We start from the raw sequence: 18,774 nt of genomic DNA, 5'->3' as shown, positions 1-18,774 counted from the left end.
CAAGGGTCACCGCGCCTGCGCGTGATAGGCGTCATTGGGGCGCATGCCCGTGGCGCTGGCCACCCGGTTGGTCATATTGAAGAAGCCGACGACATTCGCGATGTCCCAAATATCGCGGTCAGAAAACCCGGCATCGCGCATCGCCTGACGGTCGGCCTCGGTGGTTTCAGAGCTGGATTTGGTGATCTTTTCGGCAAAGGTCAGCATGGCGGTGTGCCGCGCGTCCAGATCGGCGGCGCGCCAGTTCATCACCATCGCCTCGCCCAGTTCGGGCTGGCCCGACAAATCGCGCACCGCAGCGCCATGGGCCACCTGACAATACCAGCAGCGGTTGATCGAACTGACCACCACCGCGATCATCTCGCGCTCAAGCTTGCTAAGGCCGCTGCCCGCCAGCATCAGCTCGTTATACATGGCCGTGAAGGCATTGAGCTTGTCGATATCAAAGGCATAGGCGCGCAGCACGTTGGGGATCATGCCCAGCTTGTCCTGACAGATATCGAAGTATTTCTGCGTATCCTCGGGCAGAGGGTCGACCATCGGCAGGTCAAGGGCGGTGGGGCTGTCGGGTGTCGTCATGTCGTCTGGGCCTTGTGCTGAATGCGGTAGTGATACTGTCCCACAAGCGCCATGCCGAGGGAAGCATAGAGCGCATTGGCCCCGGCATTGTCCTGCGTGCACAGTGCCGCAATATGGCTGGCACCGTGATCCTGCGCCCAGATCGCCGCCTTTTGCATGACGTGCCGCCCCATGCCCCGGCGGCGGCAGGACGGTGTAACTTCAAGCGCATGAACCATGGCGGTGCCGTCGTGGATGGCGGCAAAACCCGTGGCGGCTGGGCGTTGCCCGTCGCGGGCGAAGACACTGGTTTTCGGCATAGTGGCCCGCTGCATCACCTTGATCCGGCTCGGCCCGATCCCGCCTGCGACCCACATATCCAGCTGGATCGCCAAAGGCTCCCATATGGTGAACGTGGTGGCATGTGGCGGTGGCTTGGCCAGATTGGCCAGTGGCGCAGCATAGATATTCACCGGGTCGATCACTTGATAGCCAGCATCACCCAGCATGGTATCCAGCGCGTCATCGCCGTGACGGACCATGAACAGCGGGGTCTGTCCCAATGCCTGCATTGCATCCTCGGCCAAGGGCAGCTTGTCCGCCGTGACCGGCTGCCGCGCGGTGGCCGCCGACACGCGTTTGCCCCCATCCTGCCCGTCACGAATGGTCCACGGTCCAACGGTTTGCATGGCCGCGGGGGGCCATGTGGCTTGCGCCACGGCATCAAGATGTTCAGGCGTCATGCGGGAAATGTCCTGTTTAACTCGGCCATGGCGGCATCGACTTGGGCCCCGTCCTGCCCGCGCACCACGATCTGCGCACCGAACACGCCATCGCGCTGAAACGGATAGGAGCCGATGGAAAGATCGGGATAGCGCGCGGCCAAATCGCCCAAAGGCCCGGCGATATCCCCCTCGCCCCGGAACACCTGAAGCGATTGTGACAGCACCGGCGCGCCCCCCGTCAGCGTGGGTAGAACCCCCGCCAGCATCGCGTTGAAGATCGACGGAACCCCGGCCATCACATAGACATTTTCGATCAGAAAACCCGGCGCGGCGCTGATCGGGTTGTCGATCAGGGTGGCCCCGTCGGGAATGCGGGCCATGCGCAGGCGCGCCTCGTTCAACTCAAGCCCCTGCCGGTCGTAATGCGATTGCAACGCGGCGCGGGCATCGTCGCGCACCGATATGGGCCGATCAAAGGCGCGGGCCACGTTTTCGGCGGTGATGTCGTCATGCGTCGGGCCGATGCCGCCCGATGTGAACACATGGTCATAGGCCGCGCTCAGCGCCTGCACCGCCTTGGTAATGGCCTCGGCGTCGTCGCTTACGACGCGCACCTCGGTCAGGGCGATGCCATGGCTGGTCAGTTCCTTGGCCAAATGGTTCATATTGGCGTCACGGGTGCGCCCCGACAGGATTTCATCTCCGATGACAAGCATGGCGGCGGTGGGGTTTGGCATTTGGGCGGCTCCTTGTATCGGGTGTCAGGATCGGTATAGGCCTGTCGCCATGCGCTTTCAAACCCCCCTTATACCCGCCACGCTGATCCGCCGCTATAAACGCTTTTTAGCGGATATAAGACTGGACGATGGACAAGAGGTAACCGCCCATTGCGCCAACCCCGGTTCCATGATGGGGCTGGCCGAGCCGGGCATGCGCATTTGGGTCGAACCGAATGACGATCCGAAGAAGAAACTTAAATACGGCTGGCGGCTGGTTGACCATGCGAATGGGCATTTCACCGGCGTTGACACATCGGTGCCCAACCGCGCGCTGCGCGCGGCGCTTGAGGCGGGCGAGGTCGCCGGGCTGGATAGCTACGAGCATGTGCGCGCCGAAGTGAAATACGGCCAGAACAGCCGGATTGATTTCCTGTTGCAGGGCGCGGGGCGGCGCGATGCCTATATCGAGGTCAAATCAGTGACGCTGATGCGCCAGCCGGAGTTGGCCGAGTTTCCCGACAGCGTAACGGCGCGCGGCGCCAAGCATCTGGCGGAATTGGCGCAAATGGCGCGCGCAGGGCACCGGGCGGTGATGCTCTACCTGATCCAGCGCACCGATGCGCAGACCTTTGCATTGGCGGCAGATATCGACCCGGCCTATGCCACCGCATTCGCGTCGGCCCGCGACGCCGGGGTTGAGGCGTTGGCCTTTGACACGGTGATCAGCCCCGAGGGCGTGACACTGGGCCGGGCCGTGCCATTGGCGTAACGTTGGCGCTGGTCAAGCCATAACAGGGATTGGTAGAACACACCCATGACACCCGATCTGCGCCCCCGTTTCGCGGTTATCGCATTGTTCGTGCTGGCGGTTGCCCTGTGCGCCGCGGGCATCTGGCGCTATGGCTATGGTCAGGCGCTGACCCAATTGGACAAGCAGGGTGAATCCGATCTGGCGCTGGCTGCCGACCGCTTTACCGGGCAATTGCGCCGCTATCAGGAACTTGCCGTTTTGATGGCCGAACACCCAAAGCTGATCGCGCTGCGCGCCGACCAACCTGACGCGGGCGCCCGCAGGCTGCTGCTGGACGCCGCCGACAAGACCGGCGCGATGGGCCTTTTGTATGCTGCGCCCGACGGTCGGGTTCTGGCGCGCGCGGGCAATGCGCCCTTGCATTTGCGCGACAGCGATTATTTCAAGCGCGCCCTGCAAGGTGCGCTTGGCCAAGGCTATGGCCAGTATGGGCAGGATGGCCAACGGGCCTATGTCTACGCGGCCCCCGCATTTGGCGCGCAAGGCATGGTGCGCGGGGTGCTGGTGGTGCTAATCGACATCGCGGAACTGGAATGGGATTGGATCGGCGGGCAGCCGCCGGTGTTTTTCACCGATGTGACGGGACAGGTGTTCGTGTCAAACCGATCAGAGCTTCTGTTTTGGCAAAACGGGCCGGATGGCGCAGGCCTGCGCCCTGCCGGGGGTGGTGATATCCCGGCGTTCGAGGCCAGCCATCTTGGCGGACACGAGGTATGGCAGATGGAGTGGGGGGATTACCTGCCCAAACGCGCCCTGCATCTGACCCGCGAACTGCCCGTTATCGGGATGACCGGGCATGCCCTGCTGGACGTGGGGCAGGCGCGATGGGTGGCCGGGTTACAAGCCAGCGTGTTCGCGGTGATCTGCCTGGCCTTCGGCGGCCTGTTGTTTCAAGCAGCCGAACGCCGGCGCGTTCTGGCGCGGGCGAATGCGCGGCTGGAACATCGCGTGGAAGGGCGCACCGCCGAGTTGTCGGGGGCGATCACCGCACTGCGCCGCGAAGTCACCGAGCGGCAAGAGGCCGAAGCCGCGCTGAAAAAGGCCCAAGACGATCTTGTGCAAGCCGGTAAGCTCAGCGCACTTGGCCAAATCTCGGCCGGGATCAGCCACGAGTTGAACCAGCCTTTGATGGCGATCCGGCAATTTGCCGAGAACGGCAGCACCTTTCTGGCACGCGGCGACAGCGCCAAGGCAGGCGACAACCTGACCCGGATCGGTGATCTGGCCGCGCGGGCGGCGCGGATCATCCGCAATCTGCGCGCCTTTGCCAAACAAGAAAGCGAACCTGTAAGCTGCGTTGATATCGGGGCGGTGGTCGATCAGGCACTTGAGTTTACCGAAGCGCGCCTGACGCGCGACTCCATCACCGTAAGCTGGGCCCGCCCAGATGGGGCTGTGCATGTGCAAGGCGGCGAAGTGCGATTAGGGCAGGTGATGATCAACCTGATTTCGAACGCCGCCGATGCCATGGCCGAAAGCCCGCAAAAACGAATCGCGATTACTGTGCAGGCGGGCGACCCCGTTGTGGTGGAGGTGGCCGATACCGGCCCCGGCATCGACGAGCCGGAAAAGATTTTCGATCCGTTCTATTCCACCAAAGAGGTTGGTGCATCCGAGGGAATGGGACTGGGCTTGTCTATTTCCTACGGGCTGGTCCAAAGCTTTGGCGGGCAGATCAAGGGCCGTAACGCGCCGGGGGGCGGCGCGGTGTTCCGGGTGGAATTGGAGCGCTGGCCCACAACGGAACAGGGCCCCAACAATCAGGGGCCCAACACGGGGGCCGCCGCATGAGCGACACGCCTGATACCATTCTGGTCGTCGATGATGACGCCGCGGTGCGCGAGGCATTGGTCCAAACGCTGGATCTGGCCGATTTGCGCGCGGTTCCTGTCGGCTCGGTCATTGAGGCCAAGGACCATATCGTGCCGGGCTTTGCTGGCGTGGTCCTGTCGGATATCCGCATGCCGGGGCGCGACGGTTTCCACCTGCTGGGCCATGTCCAAGCGGTGGACCCCGAGTTACCAGTGATCTTGCTAACCGGCGAAGGCGACATTCCCATGGCCGTCGAGGCGATGGGGCAAGGCGCGTTTGATTTTCTGGAAAAGCCCTGCGCGGCGGATGATCTTTTGCCAGTGCTGCACCGGGCGTTGCAAACCCGCGCTCTGGTGCTGGAAAACCGACGCCTGAAGGCGCAGTTGGAAACCGGCGACCCGGCGGCACGGATGCTGCGCGGCACCTCGCGCATGGCCGAAGATTTGCGCGCACGGGTGCGCCTCGCGGCACGCACAGGGGCCGAAGTGCTGGTTACAGGGCCACCCGGCGCGGGCCTGTCGACTGTGGCCGAAGTTCTGCACCTGATGTCACCCTATGCCGGCGGCCCGTTTGTCAAACGCCCGGCTGTCGAACTGGACAGCAGCGCCTTGCAGGATGCGCTGACCGCTGCCGACGGGGGCAGCCTGTTTCTGGACGAAATCGCCGCCCTTCCCCGGCCTGCGCAATACGTCTTGCTGGAACGAATCGAGGCTGGCGCTCAGACGCGGCTGATTGCGGGGTCCACCGCCGATCTGCCCGCCGCGATGCAGGCAGGGCAATTGAACCCCGAGCTTTACTATCGGCTGGACGTGATGCCGGTGCGCATCCCGGCCCTGTCGGAACGGCCCGAAGATATCCCGGTGCTGTTTCGTCACTATGTGGCGCAGGCCGCCGAACAGGCGGGCCTGCCAGTGCCAGAACCCACGTCCGATCATATGGCAGCACTGATGGCGCAGGACTGGCCCGGCAACACAAGGTCGCTGATGAGCGCGGCGATGCGGTTTGTGCTGGGCATGCCCGAAGACACGCAGGACGCCGCCGAACTGGGACTGACCGAACAAATGGCGCGGGTGGAACGCTCGCTTTTGGTCGCCGCATTGGGACGCCAGAACGGACGCGCCTCAGAGGCCGCCAAGGCGCTGAAACTGCCGCGCAAGACCTTTTACGACAAGCTGGCGCGCTACGGCATCAAGCCCGAGGATTACCGGCGGGAGTGAGTCAACACCTGCAAGACCCGATGTTTCTGATGCCGGGCTTTCCGACTCGCGTGCGGTTTTTCGCACAACTTGACGAGCGCTTGTGCGAGTTCCCGCACAATGCTGCCGCGCAGCATTGCCGCCAAACCACAAAAACACACTCAAATAATTGTTTTTATTTATTTTTTCAAAAACTCCTAATTTTTAACCGCCATGACTTGAGCGAATAGCCGCCATGCGAAAATATGCGCGCATCGCGTCCTGACGGGCGCTGATTAAAATCGTCTTTTAAAATGGGAGGAGACACCATGAAATTTTTGACCGCAGCCGCCACGGCCGTGGCCCTAACCATCTCTGCCGGGGCAGCAAGCGCCGCCTGCGACGATGGTGAGATTGTCGTCAAGTTCAGCCACGTTACCAACACCGACAAGCACCCCAAGGGGATCGCCGCATCTTTGTTGCAAGAGCGTGTGAACGAAGAAATGAACGGCACCATGTGCATGGAGGTCTTCCCGAACTCCACGTTGTACAATGACAACAAGGTGCTGGAAGCAATGTTGCAAGGTGACGTGCAACTGGCCGCGCCGTCGCTTTCGAAGTTCGAAAAGTTCACCAAGCAATTCCGCCTGTTCGACCTGCCGTTCATGTTCAAGGACATTGCAGCCGTGGACGAATTTCAGGCCTCCGACTCCGGTCAGGCAATGCTGGATTCCATGCAGCGCCGCGGCCTGCAAGGGCTGGCCTATTGGCACAATGGGATGAAGCAAATGTCGGCCAACGTGCCACTGCTTGAGCCGTCGGACGCCAACGGCCTGAAATTCCGTGTGCAATCCTCGGACGTTCTGGTTGCCCAGATGGAAGCCATCGGCGGAAGCCCGCAGAAAATGGCCTTCTCCGAGGTGTATGGCGCCTTGCAACAGGGCGTTGTGGACGGTCAGGAAAACACCTGGTCGAACATCTACGGCAAGAAGTTCTTCGAGGTTCAGGACGGGGTCACCGAGACCAACCACGGTGTGATCGACTATCTGGTCGTGACCAACATCGACTGGCTGAACGGGCTGGACGCGGATGTGCGTGAGCAGTTCTTGACCATCCTTGGTGAAGTGACGCAAACGCGTAACAGCGAATCCACCCAGGTGAACCAAGAAGCCAAGCAGGCGATCATCGATGCCGGCGGGGAAGTACGCCAGCTGACCGACGAACAGCGCGGCAAATGGGTCGAAGCGATGAAACCCGTCTGGGAACAGTTCACTGACGATGTGGGCCAAGACAACATCGACGCAGCGCAGGCGATCAACGCCAGCATGTAAGCAATACCGCGCCTGACAGCGCAGTGTTTCCGGGCGGGCCATCACCGCATGGCCCGCCCGTTTTGCAACCACAGCCGGGAGGGGAAACAATGCACACCCGTCACAGCCTGACTGACAGGATCGAGGAAAACCTGATCGCCGCGCTTCTTGGTCTGATGACCGTGGTCACCTTTGCCAATGTCGTGGCGCGATACCTGTTCAATTCCAATATTCTATGGGCACTTGAGGTTACGGTTTACATGTTCGGCTGGCTTGTTCTGCTGGGGGCCTCCTACGCGGTGAAAAAGCGCGCCCATCTGGGTGTGGACGCCATTTTGAACATGGTGTCGGCCCCGGTGCGCCGGGTGATGGCGCTGTTTTCCGTCGCCTGCTGCCTGATCTTTTCGCTGCTGCTGTTGAAAGGCGCTTGGGATTACTGGTCGGTTTTTGCCGAATTGCCGCCCACAACCGGCCGTTGGTTTCCGACCGGCTTTGAATGGGATGCGCGCGGGCAAGGCTGGTACGAGGTGCAAGACATCCCGATGATCGCACCGCTCAAGTTTCTGGAAGAATTGCTCAATTACGGCGAAAGCTACGAAAAAATACCCAAGGCGATCCCTTATTTGGTGCTGCCGGTGTCGATGCTGCTGCTGGTGTTTCGGTTCTTGCAGGTGGCTGTCGGCATCTGGCAGGGACGCGTGGATCGTCTGGTGGCCAGTCACGAGGTCGAGGACGAACTGCATACAGTGCGGGCCCAACAAGGGGAGCATGACTGATGGAAGTGGTTCTACTATTTTGCATGGTGATCGGCCTACTGCTTGTGGGTGTCCCGATTGCCGTGTCGCTTGGGCTTAGCTCGACGCTTTTCTTGCTATGGTATTCGGACAGCTCTCTAGGCTCGATCGCGCAAACCCTGTTCGAGGCGTTTGAGGGGCATTACACCCTGCTGGCGATTCCGTTCTTCATCTTGGCTTCCAGTTTCATGACAACAGGCGGCGTGGCGCAGCGGATCATCCGGTTTTCCATCGCTTGCGTCGGCCATTTGCATGGCGGTCTGGCGATTGCGGGCGTGTTCGCCTGTATGTTGTTCGCCGCGCTGTCAGGCTCAAGCCCGGCGACGGTTGTGGCCATCGGCTCGATCGTGATCGCAGGCATGCGGCAGGTGGGCTATACCCGTGATTTTGCCGCAGGCGTCATCGCCAATGCCGGCACTCTGGGCATCCTGATCCCACCGTCGATTGTGATGGTGGTCTATGCCGCCGCGGTCGAAGTATCAGTGGGTCGGATGTTCCTGGCCGGTGTGATCCCCGGCCTGATGGCTGGCGGCATGCTGATGACGGCGATTTACGTGATCGCGCGCATTCGCAATATGCCCAAGGGCGATTGGCTGGGCTGGGGTGAAATCTTTGCCTCGGGGCGCGATGCAGCGTGGGGGTTGTTCCTGATCGTCATCATCCTTGGCGGCATTTATGGCGGGATCTTCACCCCGACCGAGGCCGCCGCCGTGGCCGCCGTCTATTCGTTCTTCATCGCCAGCTTCATCTACAAGGACATGGGGCCGCTGGCGACCGAAGGGGATGGGCGCAACACATCTTTGTTCCGCAAGCCCTACGCCATCGTGACCGCGTTTTTCCATCGCGACACACGCCATACGCTGTTTGAAGCCGGCAAGCTGACGGTGACCCTACTGTTCGTCATCGCCAACGCGCTGATCCTCAAGCACGTGCTGACCGATGAGCAGATTCCGCAGCAGATCGCGAATGCCATGCTGGGCGCAGGTTTCGGCCCGGTGATGTTCCTGATCATGGTCAACGTGATCTTGCTGATCGGCGGACAGTTCATGGAACCCAGCGGGCTGCTGGTGATCGTGGCGCCGCTGGTGTTCCCGATCGCCATGGAACTGGGCATTGATCCGATCCATCTGGGCATCATCATGGTGGTGAACATGGAAATCGGCATGATCACGCCGCCTGTGGGCCTGAACCTGTTCGTCACATCGGGTGTGGCGGGGATGCCAATGATGAGCGTCGTGCGCGCGGCGCTGCCGTTCTTGGCGGTGCTGTTCGTCTTCCTGATCATGGTGACCTACATCCCGGCCATATCGACGTTCCTGCCCAATACGTTCATGGGACCGGAAATCATCACGAACTAGCCCTCTCGGCCAAGTTCATATCAGACCCCGGCGATACTATTCGCCGGGGTTTTTTATATCCGCTCACCCGGCTCTTGCGTGCCGGTCTCGTCAGTGGCGCAGGGCGGGGAACCCCCGTTTTCGTATTGCTTCAAATATCTGCGCCGCAAGGGTGTTGTGTCATGCGTTCCGACTAGGCGGTCAGCGCAACCGGCTGTGCCCCCACACCGGGGGGGACACGGACATGCGGAGCACCGACAGTCGCGAGATAGCGTCCCTCAGAAGATCGCCACCAGCACCGACACCCCCAATAGCGCAAGCAGAACGATGAGGCCGATCAGCCCCCCAACGGGTCTGACCGGCTGCGCCACGCCACATTGCGGGCAAATCGATGTATTGCGTTTCAGTTTGCTGCCACAGTTCAGGCAGTGGGTCTTGTCTGACATTCTCACATGATATGCAGTCGGCCCAGACGGGTGAAGACCTCGACACATGGGTCCATCAGCGCGGTTTCAAAATATTCGTCCGTCTGATGCGCCATCGCCATTGCGCCCGGCCCAATGATCAACGTCGCAGGGTCACCCATGGCGGGTTTGAGAACCGAGGCATCGGTGAAATACGTGGCCGTCCCGACTTCGGGCCGCTGGCCTGTCACCTCTTCTACAACGGAAAACGCCTGCTGCATCCACGGGTGATCAGGGTCCGTATAGACATGATCCATATCGGTCATAGGCTCGATATCCACATCGTCACCCAAAAGCGCGCCAAGTTGCGCCTTGATCTGCGCATTGCTCTGCCCCACGGTCGAGCGGATATCGACGCCGACACGCGCCAGATCGGGGACCGAGTTGATATTCAGGCCCGCGCTCATGTTGCCGACATTCAACGACGGGCCGCCCATGACAGGATGCGCCTCGACGCCGAAATCGAACCCGCGCAGCACGTCGATCGAGGCACAGGCGGCGAAAATGGCATTTTTTCCCTTTTCCGGCATCGACCCATGCGCCGTGACCCCCTTGTGGACAAGAGACATCCACAAAGCGCCCTTGTGCCCGATGAACGGGCGGTTGTCGGTGGGTTCGGCAACGACCAGCGCATCGCAGGTGCCCAACAGATCCGGGTGTTCGGCCAGCGCCAGCACACCCTCGCAGCCGGTTTCCTCCCCGGCACTGAAGATCAGCTTAACCTCGGCGCGGCGTACCGGCTCTTGCGCCAGTGCAAGCCCGGCCATGATACAACCCGCCACACCGCTTTTCATATCCGATGTCCCACGGCCATACATGCGGCCATCCTTGATCTCGCCCGCAAAAGGATCTTCGCTCCAGTCCACCTGCCCCAGCGGCACGGTATCCAGATGCCCTGAATAGACAATCGCACCGCGTGCCATCTCTTCGGTCGCAGGCAGCGTCGCGATCAGGTTGGGCCGGTTCGGCTGCCAATCATGCCATGCGATCTGAAACCCCGCAGTTTCCAGCAGGTCCGCGATAAAACGCGCGCATTCGGCCTCGTCGCCCGGTGGGCTGATCGTGTTGAAGGCGATCAGTTTGCGGGTCAGGTCCAGTCCGGTCAGGTCAGTCATTTTGGTCTCCGGCAAGATGGGTCAGCGAAGATGGCACGCGGCCATGTGCCCCGGCGCGACCTCGCGCAGCTCGGGCTCTTCTTTGAAACAACGGTCCACGGCAAAGGGACAGCGGGTATTGAAATTGCAGCCCTTGGGCGGCTTCAGCGGGCTTGGCACATCCCCCTTGAGCACCTTGCGCGCCTTGCGCTTGCGTGGGTCGGGAATGGGCACAGATTCAAGCAGCGCCTCGGTATAAGGGTGCTGGGGCGAGCGGAACAGGCTTTGCTTGTCCGTGATCTCGACCAGCTTGCCCAGATACATCACGCCAATCCGGTGGCTGATATGCTGAACGATGGCCAGATCATGGGCAATGAACAAATAGGACAGGCCCAGCTCCTCTTGCAGGTCCATCATCAGGTTCACGACCTGCGCCTGCACCGATACGTCCAGCGCCGAAACCGGCTCGTCGGCGATGATAATCTCGGGGTTCAGGGCCAGCGCCCGCGCGATCCCCAGCCTCTGGCGCTGCCCGCCCGAGAATTCATAGGGGAACCGGTGCATCGCGTCCTGACGCAAGCCAACCCGCGCAAACAGGTCAGCCACCTTTTCACGGCGCTCTGTCGGGGTCAGGTTGCCATAATTGCCCAAGGGCTCCCCCACGATCTCGCCCGCCCGCAGCCTTTGATTAAGCGATGCGTAAGGGTCTTGAAAGATGACCTGCATCTGCTGGCGATACGGGTGCATTTCCCGGCGAGAGATATGGGTGATATCATTGCCTTTTAGCAAAATCTGTCCGCTGGTCGGATCCTCAAGACGCAGAATTGCCTTGCCCGTCGTGGATTTACCACAGCCCGATTCCCCCACGATCCCAAGGGTTTCGCCCGCGTGAACCGAGAACGAAACACCGTCCACGGCATAGACGCGCGCCTGCTCGCGGTTCCGCAGCCCCCCACGGATCGGGAAGTGCTTTGTCAGGTTCTTGACTTCAAGAAGCGGTGTCTCTGATGTCTCGGTCATAGGGTCCAGTCCGGCAGGTTTGCACTTTCCCAGCACGCAGCAACGTGGTCGGGCTTCTTGGGCTCAATGGCGGGATATTCTGCACGGCACCGGTCTGTTGCAAAGGCGCAACGCTCGGCGAAGGTGCAGCCCTTCGGCAGGTTGGTCAGGGCCGGAACGATGCCGGGGATTTCCGATAGCCTTTGCTCGCGCGCTTCGGAAAAATCGGTCGTCAGCCGCGGCACCGACCGCATCAGCCCGCGCGTATAGGGATGCTGGGGACGTTCGAAGATTTCGACAACATCCGCCTCTTCCACCTTGCGCCCGGCATACATAACCAAAACCCGGTCAGCCATTTCGGCCACCACGCCCAGATCGTGCGTGATCAGGATGATCGCGGTTTTCAGCTTGTCGCGGATTTCCTCCATCAGCGCGAGGATCTGCGCCTGAATGGTCACGTCCAGCGCGGTTGTCGGCTCGTCCGCGATCAGCACCGAAGGGTTACACGACAGCGCCATGGCGATCATCACCCGCTGCCGCATCCCGCCCGACAACTGGTGCGGATATTCCTTCAGGCGGCGGCGTGGCTCGGGGATGTGTACAAGGTCCAGCATCTCGATGGCATGGTCCATCGCCTGTTTCGAGGACAGCCCCTGATGCAGTATAATTGCCTCGGTCAGCTGGTCCCCAATGCTCAGCACAGGGTTCAGCGACGACATCGGGTCCTGAAAGATCATCGAGATCTCGTTGCCGCGCAAACGACGCATCTCGTCTTCGCTGGCCTGCAAAAGATCGCGGCCTTTGAACATGATCCGCCCCGAGGCAAATCGCGCAGGCGGGCGCGGCAATAGTTGCATGACCGACAGCGAGGTGATGGATTTCCCGCACCCGGATTCCCCAACCACACCGAGGATTTCACCCGGTCGAACCGAAAAATCCAGCCCGTCAACCGCCTTTACGACGCCATCGCGGGTATCGAAATAGGTGCGCAGGTCTTCCACCTGAAGCACGGGGTCAGTTCCGGCATCTGCGGACGGGCCGCGATCCAGAAGAACAGTGTCTTCGGTCATCTTGTCAGACCCTCCTTTGCATGCGGGGATCAAGAGAGTCGCGCAGACCGTCCCCGAACGTATTGATCGCGAAAACCGTCAGGGCAAGAAACGCGCCCGGATACAGGATGATCCCGACCGATTGGAAAAAGAACATGCGCCCCTCGGCCATGATGTTGCCCCAGCTTGGGATTTCTGGCGGCGTCCCTGCGCCGACAAAGCTCAGGTAAGCCTCGAAAATCACCGCCTGCGCGCAAATATATGTGGCCTGCACGATCAGCGGCGGAATGGTGTTCGGCAGGATATGCCGGATCAGGATACGTGGGGTCGAGGTGCCGCAGGCAATCGCCGCCTGCACATATAGCTGGTCGCGCAGCATCAGCACGACCGACCGAACCAAGCGCACAACACGCGGAATTTCCGGAATGGTCAGGGCCAGGATCACGTTGGGCACGCTGCTGCCCCACAGCGCCACCAAGGCGATGGCCAGCAGGATCGACGGAATGGACATCAGCGCATCCATAAGCCGCATGATCACCGCATCGACGCTCCGCACGAACCCCGACACCAACCCGATGGCAAGACCAAAGGACGTGGCCAAGGTCGCCACCGTCAACCCGACAACCAGCGAAACCTGCCCGCCATGCAAAACCCGGCTGAACAAATCCCGCCCATACATATCGGTGCCGAACAGCGCATCGGGAGATGGCGGTTGCAGACGATCACGCGGCGATTGTTGCATCGGCTCGGGCAGGCCCAGCCACGGCGCGAGAAACGCCAGCACCGCCATCAGCAACAGAACGACCACCCCGAACAGCATGGTCGGGTTGCGCTTGAAAGACTCGGCAACGACCCGTGCGCGATGCTTCAGGCGCGCACCAAAGGACAGTTCTTGCACATGCAAACTCATGGGATTTTTATCCTTGGATTTCTGGCTTGCCGGCTCAGTACCGGATACGCGGATCGAACAGCACATAGCTTAGGTCGATCAGCAGGTTCAGCAGGACATAGGTGAATGAAAACACGAGGATAACACCCTGGATCACCGGATAGTCGGTGCGCAGAACCGCATCGACCGTCAGCCGCCCAAGGCCCGGAATGGCAAACACGCTTTCGGTCACGACCACACCACCGATCAGCAGGGCAACCCCCAGACCGATCGTGGTGCTGATCGGCACCATCGCGTTCTTGAGCGCATGTTTGACCAGAACCTTGCGCGTCGCCAATCCCTTGGCGTAGGCGGTGCGCACGTAATCCTCGTTCAAGACTTCCAGCATCGTGGCGCGGGTCATGCGCGCGATCAGCGCCATGTAAACCGCGCCCAATGTCAGGGCCGGCAAAGTGATATGCGACAAGAACCCCGGAACGCTTTCAAAAATGCTGGTATAGCCCTGAACCGGGAACCACCCAAGCGTCCGAGACCCCCCGAGGATCAGCAGGTAACCAATCACGAAAACCGGAACAGAGAACCCAAAGACCGCCAGCGTCATAACCATGCGGTCGATCCATGTCCCGACTTTCCATGCAGCAATCACGCCAAGCGGTATAGCCATGGTGATAGCAATCACCATGGTGCACAGCGTCAGCATCAGTGTCGGCTCAATCCGCTGACCGATCAGCTTGGTCACAGGCAGGCCGGAATAAATGGATTGCCCCATATCCCCTTGCAGCAAATTGACCAACCAGCTGCCAAACTGAATATAAAGCGGATCGTTTAGGCCCAGTTGTTCGCGGATCTTGATGATCTGGTCTTCTGTGGCGAAGTCACCCGCGATGATCGCCGCCGGATCGCCCGGACTGAGGTGCAACAACATAAACACGAACACCGCCACGATCGCCATGATCGGGATGGTCGCGATTAGTCGACGAATGATATATGCATACATGCCCGGCTTACCTTATGGATGGGGCGGCAGCGCGCGGATGACGCGCGCTGCCTGATCAAAGGACGATTACTCGACCGAGATGTTCCAGAAGAACGGAACCGGAGCCTCTAGCACGCCCTCCACGTTGTCGCGGAATGCCGTCGGCTGATAGTATTGGCCGGTCGGAATGTAGGGCACGAAATCATAAAGTTCGGCCTGCAATTCCTCAACGATCTCCATCTGCTTGTCCGCATCGGTTTCCTTGGCGAAAGCGTTGCGCAAATCTTCGATTTTCTGGTTTTCAGGCCAGCCAAACCATGCGGTATCGCCGGACGCCGCAACCGAGATGTTGGTCACCGGGTTCAACTGGTCAGCGGCCAGCCACCAAGTTGGGAAGATGTTCCAGCCACCATCCTCCGGGGCCTCACGAACGGCCCGACGCGACGTCATTGTGGCCCAGTCCATCGCCACCAGCTTCACGTTCATGCCGATTTCGCGCAGCGCCTGCGCTGTCACCAAAGACTGCCCATGCGCGACCGGAATATCCGTCGGGTCAAGGATCAGCACCTCGCGCCCGTCATAGCCGGACTCTGCCAGCAGGGCCTTGGCTTTTTCGATGTCCTTTTCGCGCAGGGCTTCGCTGCCGACATCGGTTTCATACGGTCCGCCGCACATGAAATAAGCGCCGCAGAACTCTTCGAAATAGGCCGGGTCGCCCATGATCGAATACATGTAGTCAGCCTGTTCCACCGCCCACAGCGCGGCCTGACGGGCCTTTTTGTCGTCGAACGGCGGATATTTGAAGTTGAAGCGGATGACGCCTTGGGTGCCAAGCGGGTCAACGGTTTCGACGTTGATCGACGGGTCCGATTGAATCATTGGCAGCAGGTCGACGGCGGGTTGTTCGTAATAATCCACCTCACCGGCCAGCAAGGCTTGGCTTGCCGTTGCGGCATCGGGGATATAGCGCCACTCAACGCGGTCCACTTTTGCCACCTTGCCACCCGCAGCATAACTTGCTGGCTCTTCACGGGGCACGTACTCATCGAATTTTTCGTAAACCACTTGGTTGCCCGGCTGCCATTCGTCAGCAACGAACTTGAACGGCCCCGAGCCGATGATTTCCTCGACCTGCGCGTTCGGGTCGGTATCGGCCAGACGCTTGGGCATGATGAACGGCACGTTGGACGAAATCTTGCCCAGTGACTGCAGCACCAGACCATAGGATTCGCTCAGCGTCAGAACGACGGTCTTGTCGTCCGCGGCTTCAAGGCTGGCGGTGACACCCATCAGCTTCTGGCCCATCCCGTCACGCGCACCCCACCGCTTGAGCGACGCCACGACATCTTCGGCCGTCACGGAGGATCCATCATGGAAAGACAGCCCGTCGCGCAGCGTGATGGTATACGTCAGGCCGTCTTCACTGACCTCGTGACCGGCGGCCATCTGCGGCTGAACCTCTAGGTTTTCGTCCAGCGCGAAAAGCGTGTCGAACACCAGATACCCATGGTTTCGCGTGATATACGCGGTTGTCCAGATCGGGTCGACGTTGCGTAGGTCGGCATGCGGCACGATCTTCAGCACGGATTCCGCAGTGGCCGGCGCTGTGGCCGCCATCAGACCCGCAACCGCAATCGGCGCGGACAGCACGGCATGGCGGGCGGATTTCTTCAATACATTTGCAAATGCAGTCATAGGCATTTGTGGCTCCCTGTGTTTGCTTCCCGGCAGGACGACTCAAGCACTGTCGCGACCGCTGGCTATTATTCATTTTCATGGTCGCACTATGAAACAGCGGACACCGCCAAGCGTAAGCGCAGGTCGCCGCCCGATGCAAGTATCTTGCACGAACTTGTTCGCAATTGCCTGAAGGTGCCTAATTTTAAAGCACAGTTGACAATCGAATCGGACGGTAGAAAGAACAGAGCCGGTAAAACACGGGTCAATAAGGGTTGGGGACATGATCGGAGAACGAATTAAATCGCTGCGCAGAATCCGAAATATGACCCTGAAACAACTGGCAAAACAGGCCAATACGTCCGAAGGGCATATGTCGAAAATCGAAAACGACAAAACCCAGCCATCTGTCGCCCTACTGCACCGAATCACACAGGCGCTGGATATCACCATCGGGCTTCTGTTCGATGAAACAAAAGGCAAGGAACAGGTCGTCTCGCGCATGGGGGAACGCCCGGTCATTGATCTTGATCCGGTCCGCCGAGGCACCGGAATCCGTCTCGAACGTATCATCCCGCATTCCAAGGACCATATCCTGCAGTGCAACATCCACATCATCGAGCCGAACGGATCAAGCGAGGACCACATTCAGCATGTGGGCGAAGAAATGGGGTATATTCTGGAAGGCGAGCTTGAACTGACGCTGGACGATACCGTGTATCACCTGCGCGCAGACGACTCCTTTCATTTCAATTCCAGCCGCCAGCACGCCTACCGCAACCCCGGAAACACCCGCACACGCGTGCTCTGGGCCAACACGCCCCCGACGTTCTGAGGGTCGCTCAGACACCGGCCAATTTCGGTGGAGTCTTCTGCGGCCACAGGGTTGCCTCGTGATACAGGGCGGCAATGTTCAAAAGCCGCCGGTCGCTGCCTTTTCGACCGATCAACTGAATACCCATGGGCAAGCCATTGCTCCCGAATCCGGCGGGCATCGCCAATGCGGGCAACCCCGCCAGACTGGCCGGCACCATCGCCTCCATCCAGCGGTGATAGGTATCCATCTTGACCCCGGCCACCTCCGTCGGCCAACTCCAGTCCATGGGAAACGGCCACACCTGCGCGGTCGGCAAAACCAAGGCATCATAGCTGTCAAACAGCTTAGCCGCTGCCTGAAACCACCCCGAGCGGACAACGCTGGCCTTGTGAACATCCACCGCTTTCATCGCCAGGCCGCGCTCGATTTCCCAAACGGCGTCCGCCTTGATCTGGTCGCGCGTTTTGGGGTTCTCCAACAGCGCCGAAAGCTTTGACGCCATTGTCCAGCTTCGCAATGTCGTCCAACTGTCCCACAGGGCCTCGCGGCTGTAAGGCGCCGGAACAGGCTCCACCCGGCACCCCAAATCAGCAAGCGTCTGGCAGGCGGTCTGACACAGCTCCAAAATGCCCGCATCCATCGCATAGGCGCCGTCCCAATCCCCAAGCCAGCCAATCTTGACCTCTGCCGGATCTATCCCGGCCAGATCCAGATCGGGCACCGGCATACTATGCGGCTGTCGCGTATCAGGGCCCGCCATGACCTTCAAAAGCAACGCAAGATCCTGCGGGCTGCGCGCCATCGGGCCATCGGTCGAAATCTGATGCAGGAAGGTGTCCGCCGCCGGTTCTGCCGGAACAAGGCCCCAACTGGGCCGCATGCCGTACACATTGTTCCATCCGGCCGGATTGCGCAGGCTGCCCATCATGTCCGACCCGTCCGCGATCGAAACCATGCGCGCCGCCAACGCAACCGCCGCCCCCCCCGATGAGCCACCACAGGACACGCCGACATCATAAGGGTTGCATGTCGCGCCATGCACCGTGTTGAACGTATGGCTGCCAAGCGCAAACTCGGGCGTGTTCGATTTCCCGATCACGATCGCCCCGGCCTTGCGCATGCGCGACACGAACAAATCATCCTTGTCGGCGATCTTGTCTGCAAAAGCTGGTGATCCCATGCTGGTCGGGAACCCCTTGGCATTGGCCATATCCTTCACACAGATCGGCAGGCCCGCAAGCGCCCCGCCGCCGGGTGCGGCATCGGCGGCGCGCGCCTCGTCCATCAATGTATCGCTGTCTTTCATCGACACAACGGCGTTCAAAACACCATTCGCCTGTTCGACCCGCTCCAGTGTCGCATGCATAAGCGCTTCGGCGCTGAGCTGTCCGGCCGCAAGACGCGCCCGCAGCTCAACCGCTCCAAGCTCCAGAATATCACTCATATCATGTCTCCCTGCTATTCAGTTACGCCCCGGCTTTCATTGTTCCAAAAATACTCCGGGGGAGTCGCAGCTTGCTGCGACGGGGGCAGCGCCCCCTGTTACTCGACGATCTCGGCGGTCTCGA

The 18,774-nt window shown here is 60.5% G+C and carries 17 protein-coding genes and 1 pseudogene; 7 read left to right on the top strand and 11 right to left on the bottom strand.

Annotation, left to right across the window (positions count from 1 at the left end; all coding sequences use genetic code 11):
- Positions 1 to 6 precede the first annotated feature (6 nt).
- The 3 genes from HAT86_RS10285 to HAT86_RS10275 are packed head-to-tail and all read right to left on the bottom strand — an operon-like array spanning position 7 to position 2,020.
- Positions 7 to 579, bottom strand: coding sequence for a peroxidase-related enzyme (locus HAT86_RS10285; RefSeq protein ID WP_167196874.1), 573 nt, complete (start codon positions 577 to 579; stop codon positions 7 to 9).
- Positions 576 to 1,301, bottom strand: coding sequence for a GNAT family N-acetyltransferase (locus HAT86_RS10280; protein WP_167196870.1), 726 nt, complete (start codon positions 1,299 to 1,301; stop codon positions 576 to 578). Before HAT86_RS10280 ends, HAT86_RS10285 begins: the two co-directional genes overlap by 4 nt.
- Entirely contained in the window at positions 1,298 to 2,020 is a 723-nt protein-coding gene (locus HAT86_RS10275; protein WP_167196867.1) for a competence/damage-inducible protein A, read from the bottom strand. Before HAT86_RS10275 ends, HAT86_RS10280 begins: the two co-directional genes overlap by 4 nt.
- Positions 2,021 to 2,069: 49 nt before the next feature.
- Between HAT86_RS10275 and sfsA the strand changes: the two genes are divergently transcribed.
- From sfsA to HAT86_RS10245, 6 genes and pseudogenes are all read left to right on the top strand, one after another.
- Positions 2,070 to 2,771 carry a DNA/RNA nuclease SfsA gene (gene sfsA / locus HAT86_RS10270; RefSeq protein ID WP_167196864.1) on the top strand — a complete coding sequence of 234 codons (702 nt, stop codon included), beginning with the start codon at positions 2,070 to 2,072 and terminating at the stop codon, positions 2,769 to 2,771.
- Between the two features lie 45 nt (positions 2,772 to 2,816).
- The gene (locus HAT86_RS10265; protein WP_167196861.1) at positions 2,817 to 4,604 is read left to right on the top strand and encodes a sensor histidine kinase; all 1,788 of its coding nucleotides are present in this window, start codon (positions 2,817 to 2,819) and stop codon (positions 4,602 to 4,604) included.
- Positions 4,601 to 5,842: a sigma-54-dependent transcriptional regulator gene (locus tag HAT86_RS10260; protein ID WP_167196858.1), complete on the top strand. Its 1,242-nt coding sequence runs from the start codon at positions 4,601 to 4,603 to the stop codon at positions 5,840 to 5,842. The genes HAT86_RS10265 and HAT86_RS10260 overlap by 4 nt, the downstream gene beginning before the upstream one ends.
- A gap of 287 nt (positions 5,843 to 6,129) precedes the next feature.
- Positions 6,130 to 7,131, top strand: coding sequence for a DctP family TRAP transporter solute-binding subunit (locus tag HAT86_RS10255; protein WP_167196855.1), 1,002 nt, complete (start codon positions 6,130 to 6,132; stop codon positions 7,129 to 7,131).
- Between the two features lie 89 nt (positions 7,132 to 7,220).
- On the top strand, positions 7,221 to 7,886 hold the full coding sequence (locus HAT86_RS10250) for a TRAP transporter small permease (RefSeq protein WP_167196852.1): 666 nt from the start codon (positions 7,221 to 7,223) through the stop codon (positions 7,884 to 7,886).
- Positions 7,886 to 9,151 (top strand): annotated as a pseudogene (locus tag HAT86_RS10245) (TRAP transporter large permease); the annotation flags it as partial. The gene HAT86_RS10250 and the pseudogene HAT86_RS10245, both read left to right, overlap by 1 nt.
- A gap of 368 nt (positions 9,152 to 9,519) precedes the next feature.
- Here HAT86_RS10245 and HAT86_RS10240 read toward each other — a convergent pair.
- From HAT86_RS10240 to HAT86_RS10210, 7 genes are all read right to left on the bottom strand, one after another.
- Positions 9,520 to 9,687, bottom strand: a complete 168-nt coding sequence (locus HAT86_RS10240) for a hypothetical protein (protein WP_167196846.1) — start codon at positions 9,685 to 9,687, stop codon at positions 9,520 to 9,522.
- 2 nt (positions 9,688 to 9,689) lie between these two features.
- Complete coding sequence (locus HAT86_RS10235) at positions 9,690 to 10,820, bottom strand: M20 family metallopeptidase (protein ID WP_167196843.1); 1,131 nt, start codon at positions 10,818 to 10,820, stop codon at positions 9,690 to 9,692.
- Positions 10,821 to 10,841: 21 nt separating this feature from the next.
- Positions 10,842 to 11,819: an ABC transporter ATP-binding protein gene (locus HAT86_RS10230; protein WP_167196840.1), complete on the bottom strand. Its 978-nt coding sequence runs from the start codon at positions 11,817 to 11,819 to the stop codon at positions 10,842 to 10,844.
- Positions 11,816 to 12,868, bottom strand: a complete 1,053-nt coding sequence (locus tag HAT86_RS10225) for an ABC transporter ATP-binding protein (protein WP_167196837.1) — start codon at positions 12,866 to 12,868, stop codon at positions 11,816 to 11,818. The genes HAT86_RS10230 and HAT86_RS10225 overlap by 4 nt, the downstream gene beginning before the upstream one ends.
- 4 nt (positions 12,869 to 12,872) lie before the next feature.
- On the bottom strand, positions 12,873 to 13,757 hold the full coding sequence (locus HAT86_RS10220; RefSeq protein ID WP_167196834.1) for an ABC transporter permease: 885 nt from the start codon (positions 13,755 to 13,757) through the stop codon (positions 12,873 to 12,875).
- Positions 13,758 to 13,791: 34 nt separating this feature from the next.
- Complete coding sequence (locus HAT86_RS10215) at positions 13,792 to 14,733, bottom strand: ABC transporter permease (protein ID WP_167196831.1); 942 nt, start codon at positions 14,731 to 14,733, stop codon at positions 13,792 to 13,794.
- Positions 14,734 to 14,799: 66 nt separating this feature from the next.
- Positions 14,800 to 16,413: an ABC transporter substrate-binding protein gene (locus HAT86_RS10210; RefSeq protein WP_196780584.1), complete on the bottom strand. Its 1,614-nt coding sequence runs from the start codon at positions 16,411 to 16,413 to the stop codon at positions 14,800 to 14,802.
- Between the two features lie 259 nt (positions 16,414 to 16,672).
- On the opposite strand from HAT86_RS10210, the gene HAT86_RS10205 reads away from it, so the two are divergent.
- Positions 16,673 to 17,224, top strand: a complete 552-nt coding sequence (locus tag HAT86_RS10205) for a cupin domain-containing protein (protein ID WP_167196828.1) — start codon at positions 16,673 to 16,675, stop codon at positions 17,222 to 17,224.
- 7 nt (positions 17,225 to 17,231) lie between these two features.
- Here the strand turns inward: HAT86_RS10205 and HAT86_RS10200 are convergent, their stop codons facing one another.
- Positions 17,232 to 18,650 carry an amidase gene (locus HAT86_RS10200; protein ID WP_167196825.1) on the bottom strand — a complete coding sequence of 473 codons (1,419 nt, stop codon included), beginning with the start codon at positions 18,648 to 18,650 and terminating at the stop codon, positions 17,232 to 17,234.
- Positions 18,651 to 18,774: the final 124 nt, after the last annotated feature.

Origin of the sequence: Roseovarius gahaiensis (assembly GCF_011601345.1) — a bacterium.
Taxonomy (GTDB): domain Bacteria; phylum Pseudomonadota; class Alphaproteobacteria; order Rhodobacterales; family Rhodobacteraceae; genus Roseovarius; species Roseovarius gahaiensis.
The sequence above is the reverse complement of the archived record's forward strand: the minus strand, read 5'-3'. Positions and strand labels throughout refer to the sequence as shown.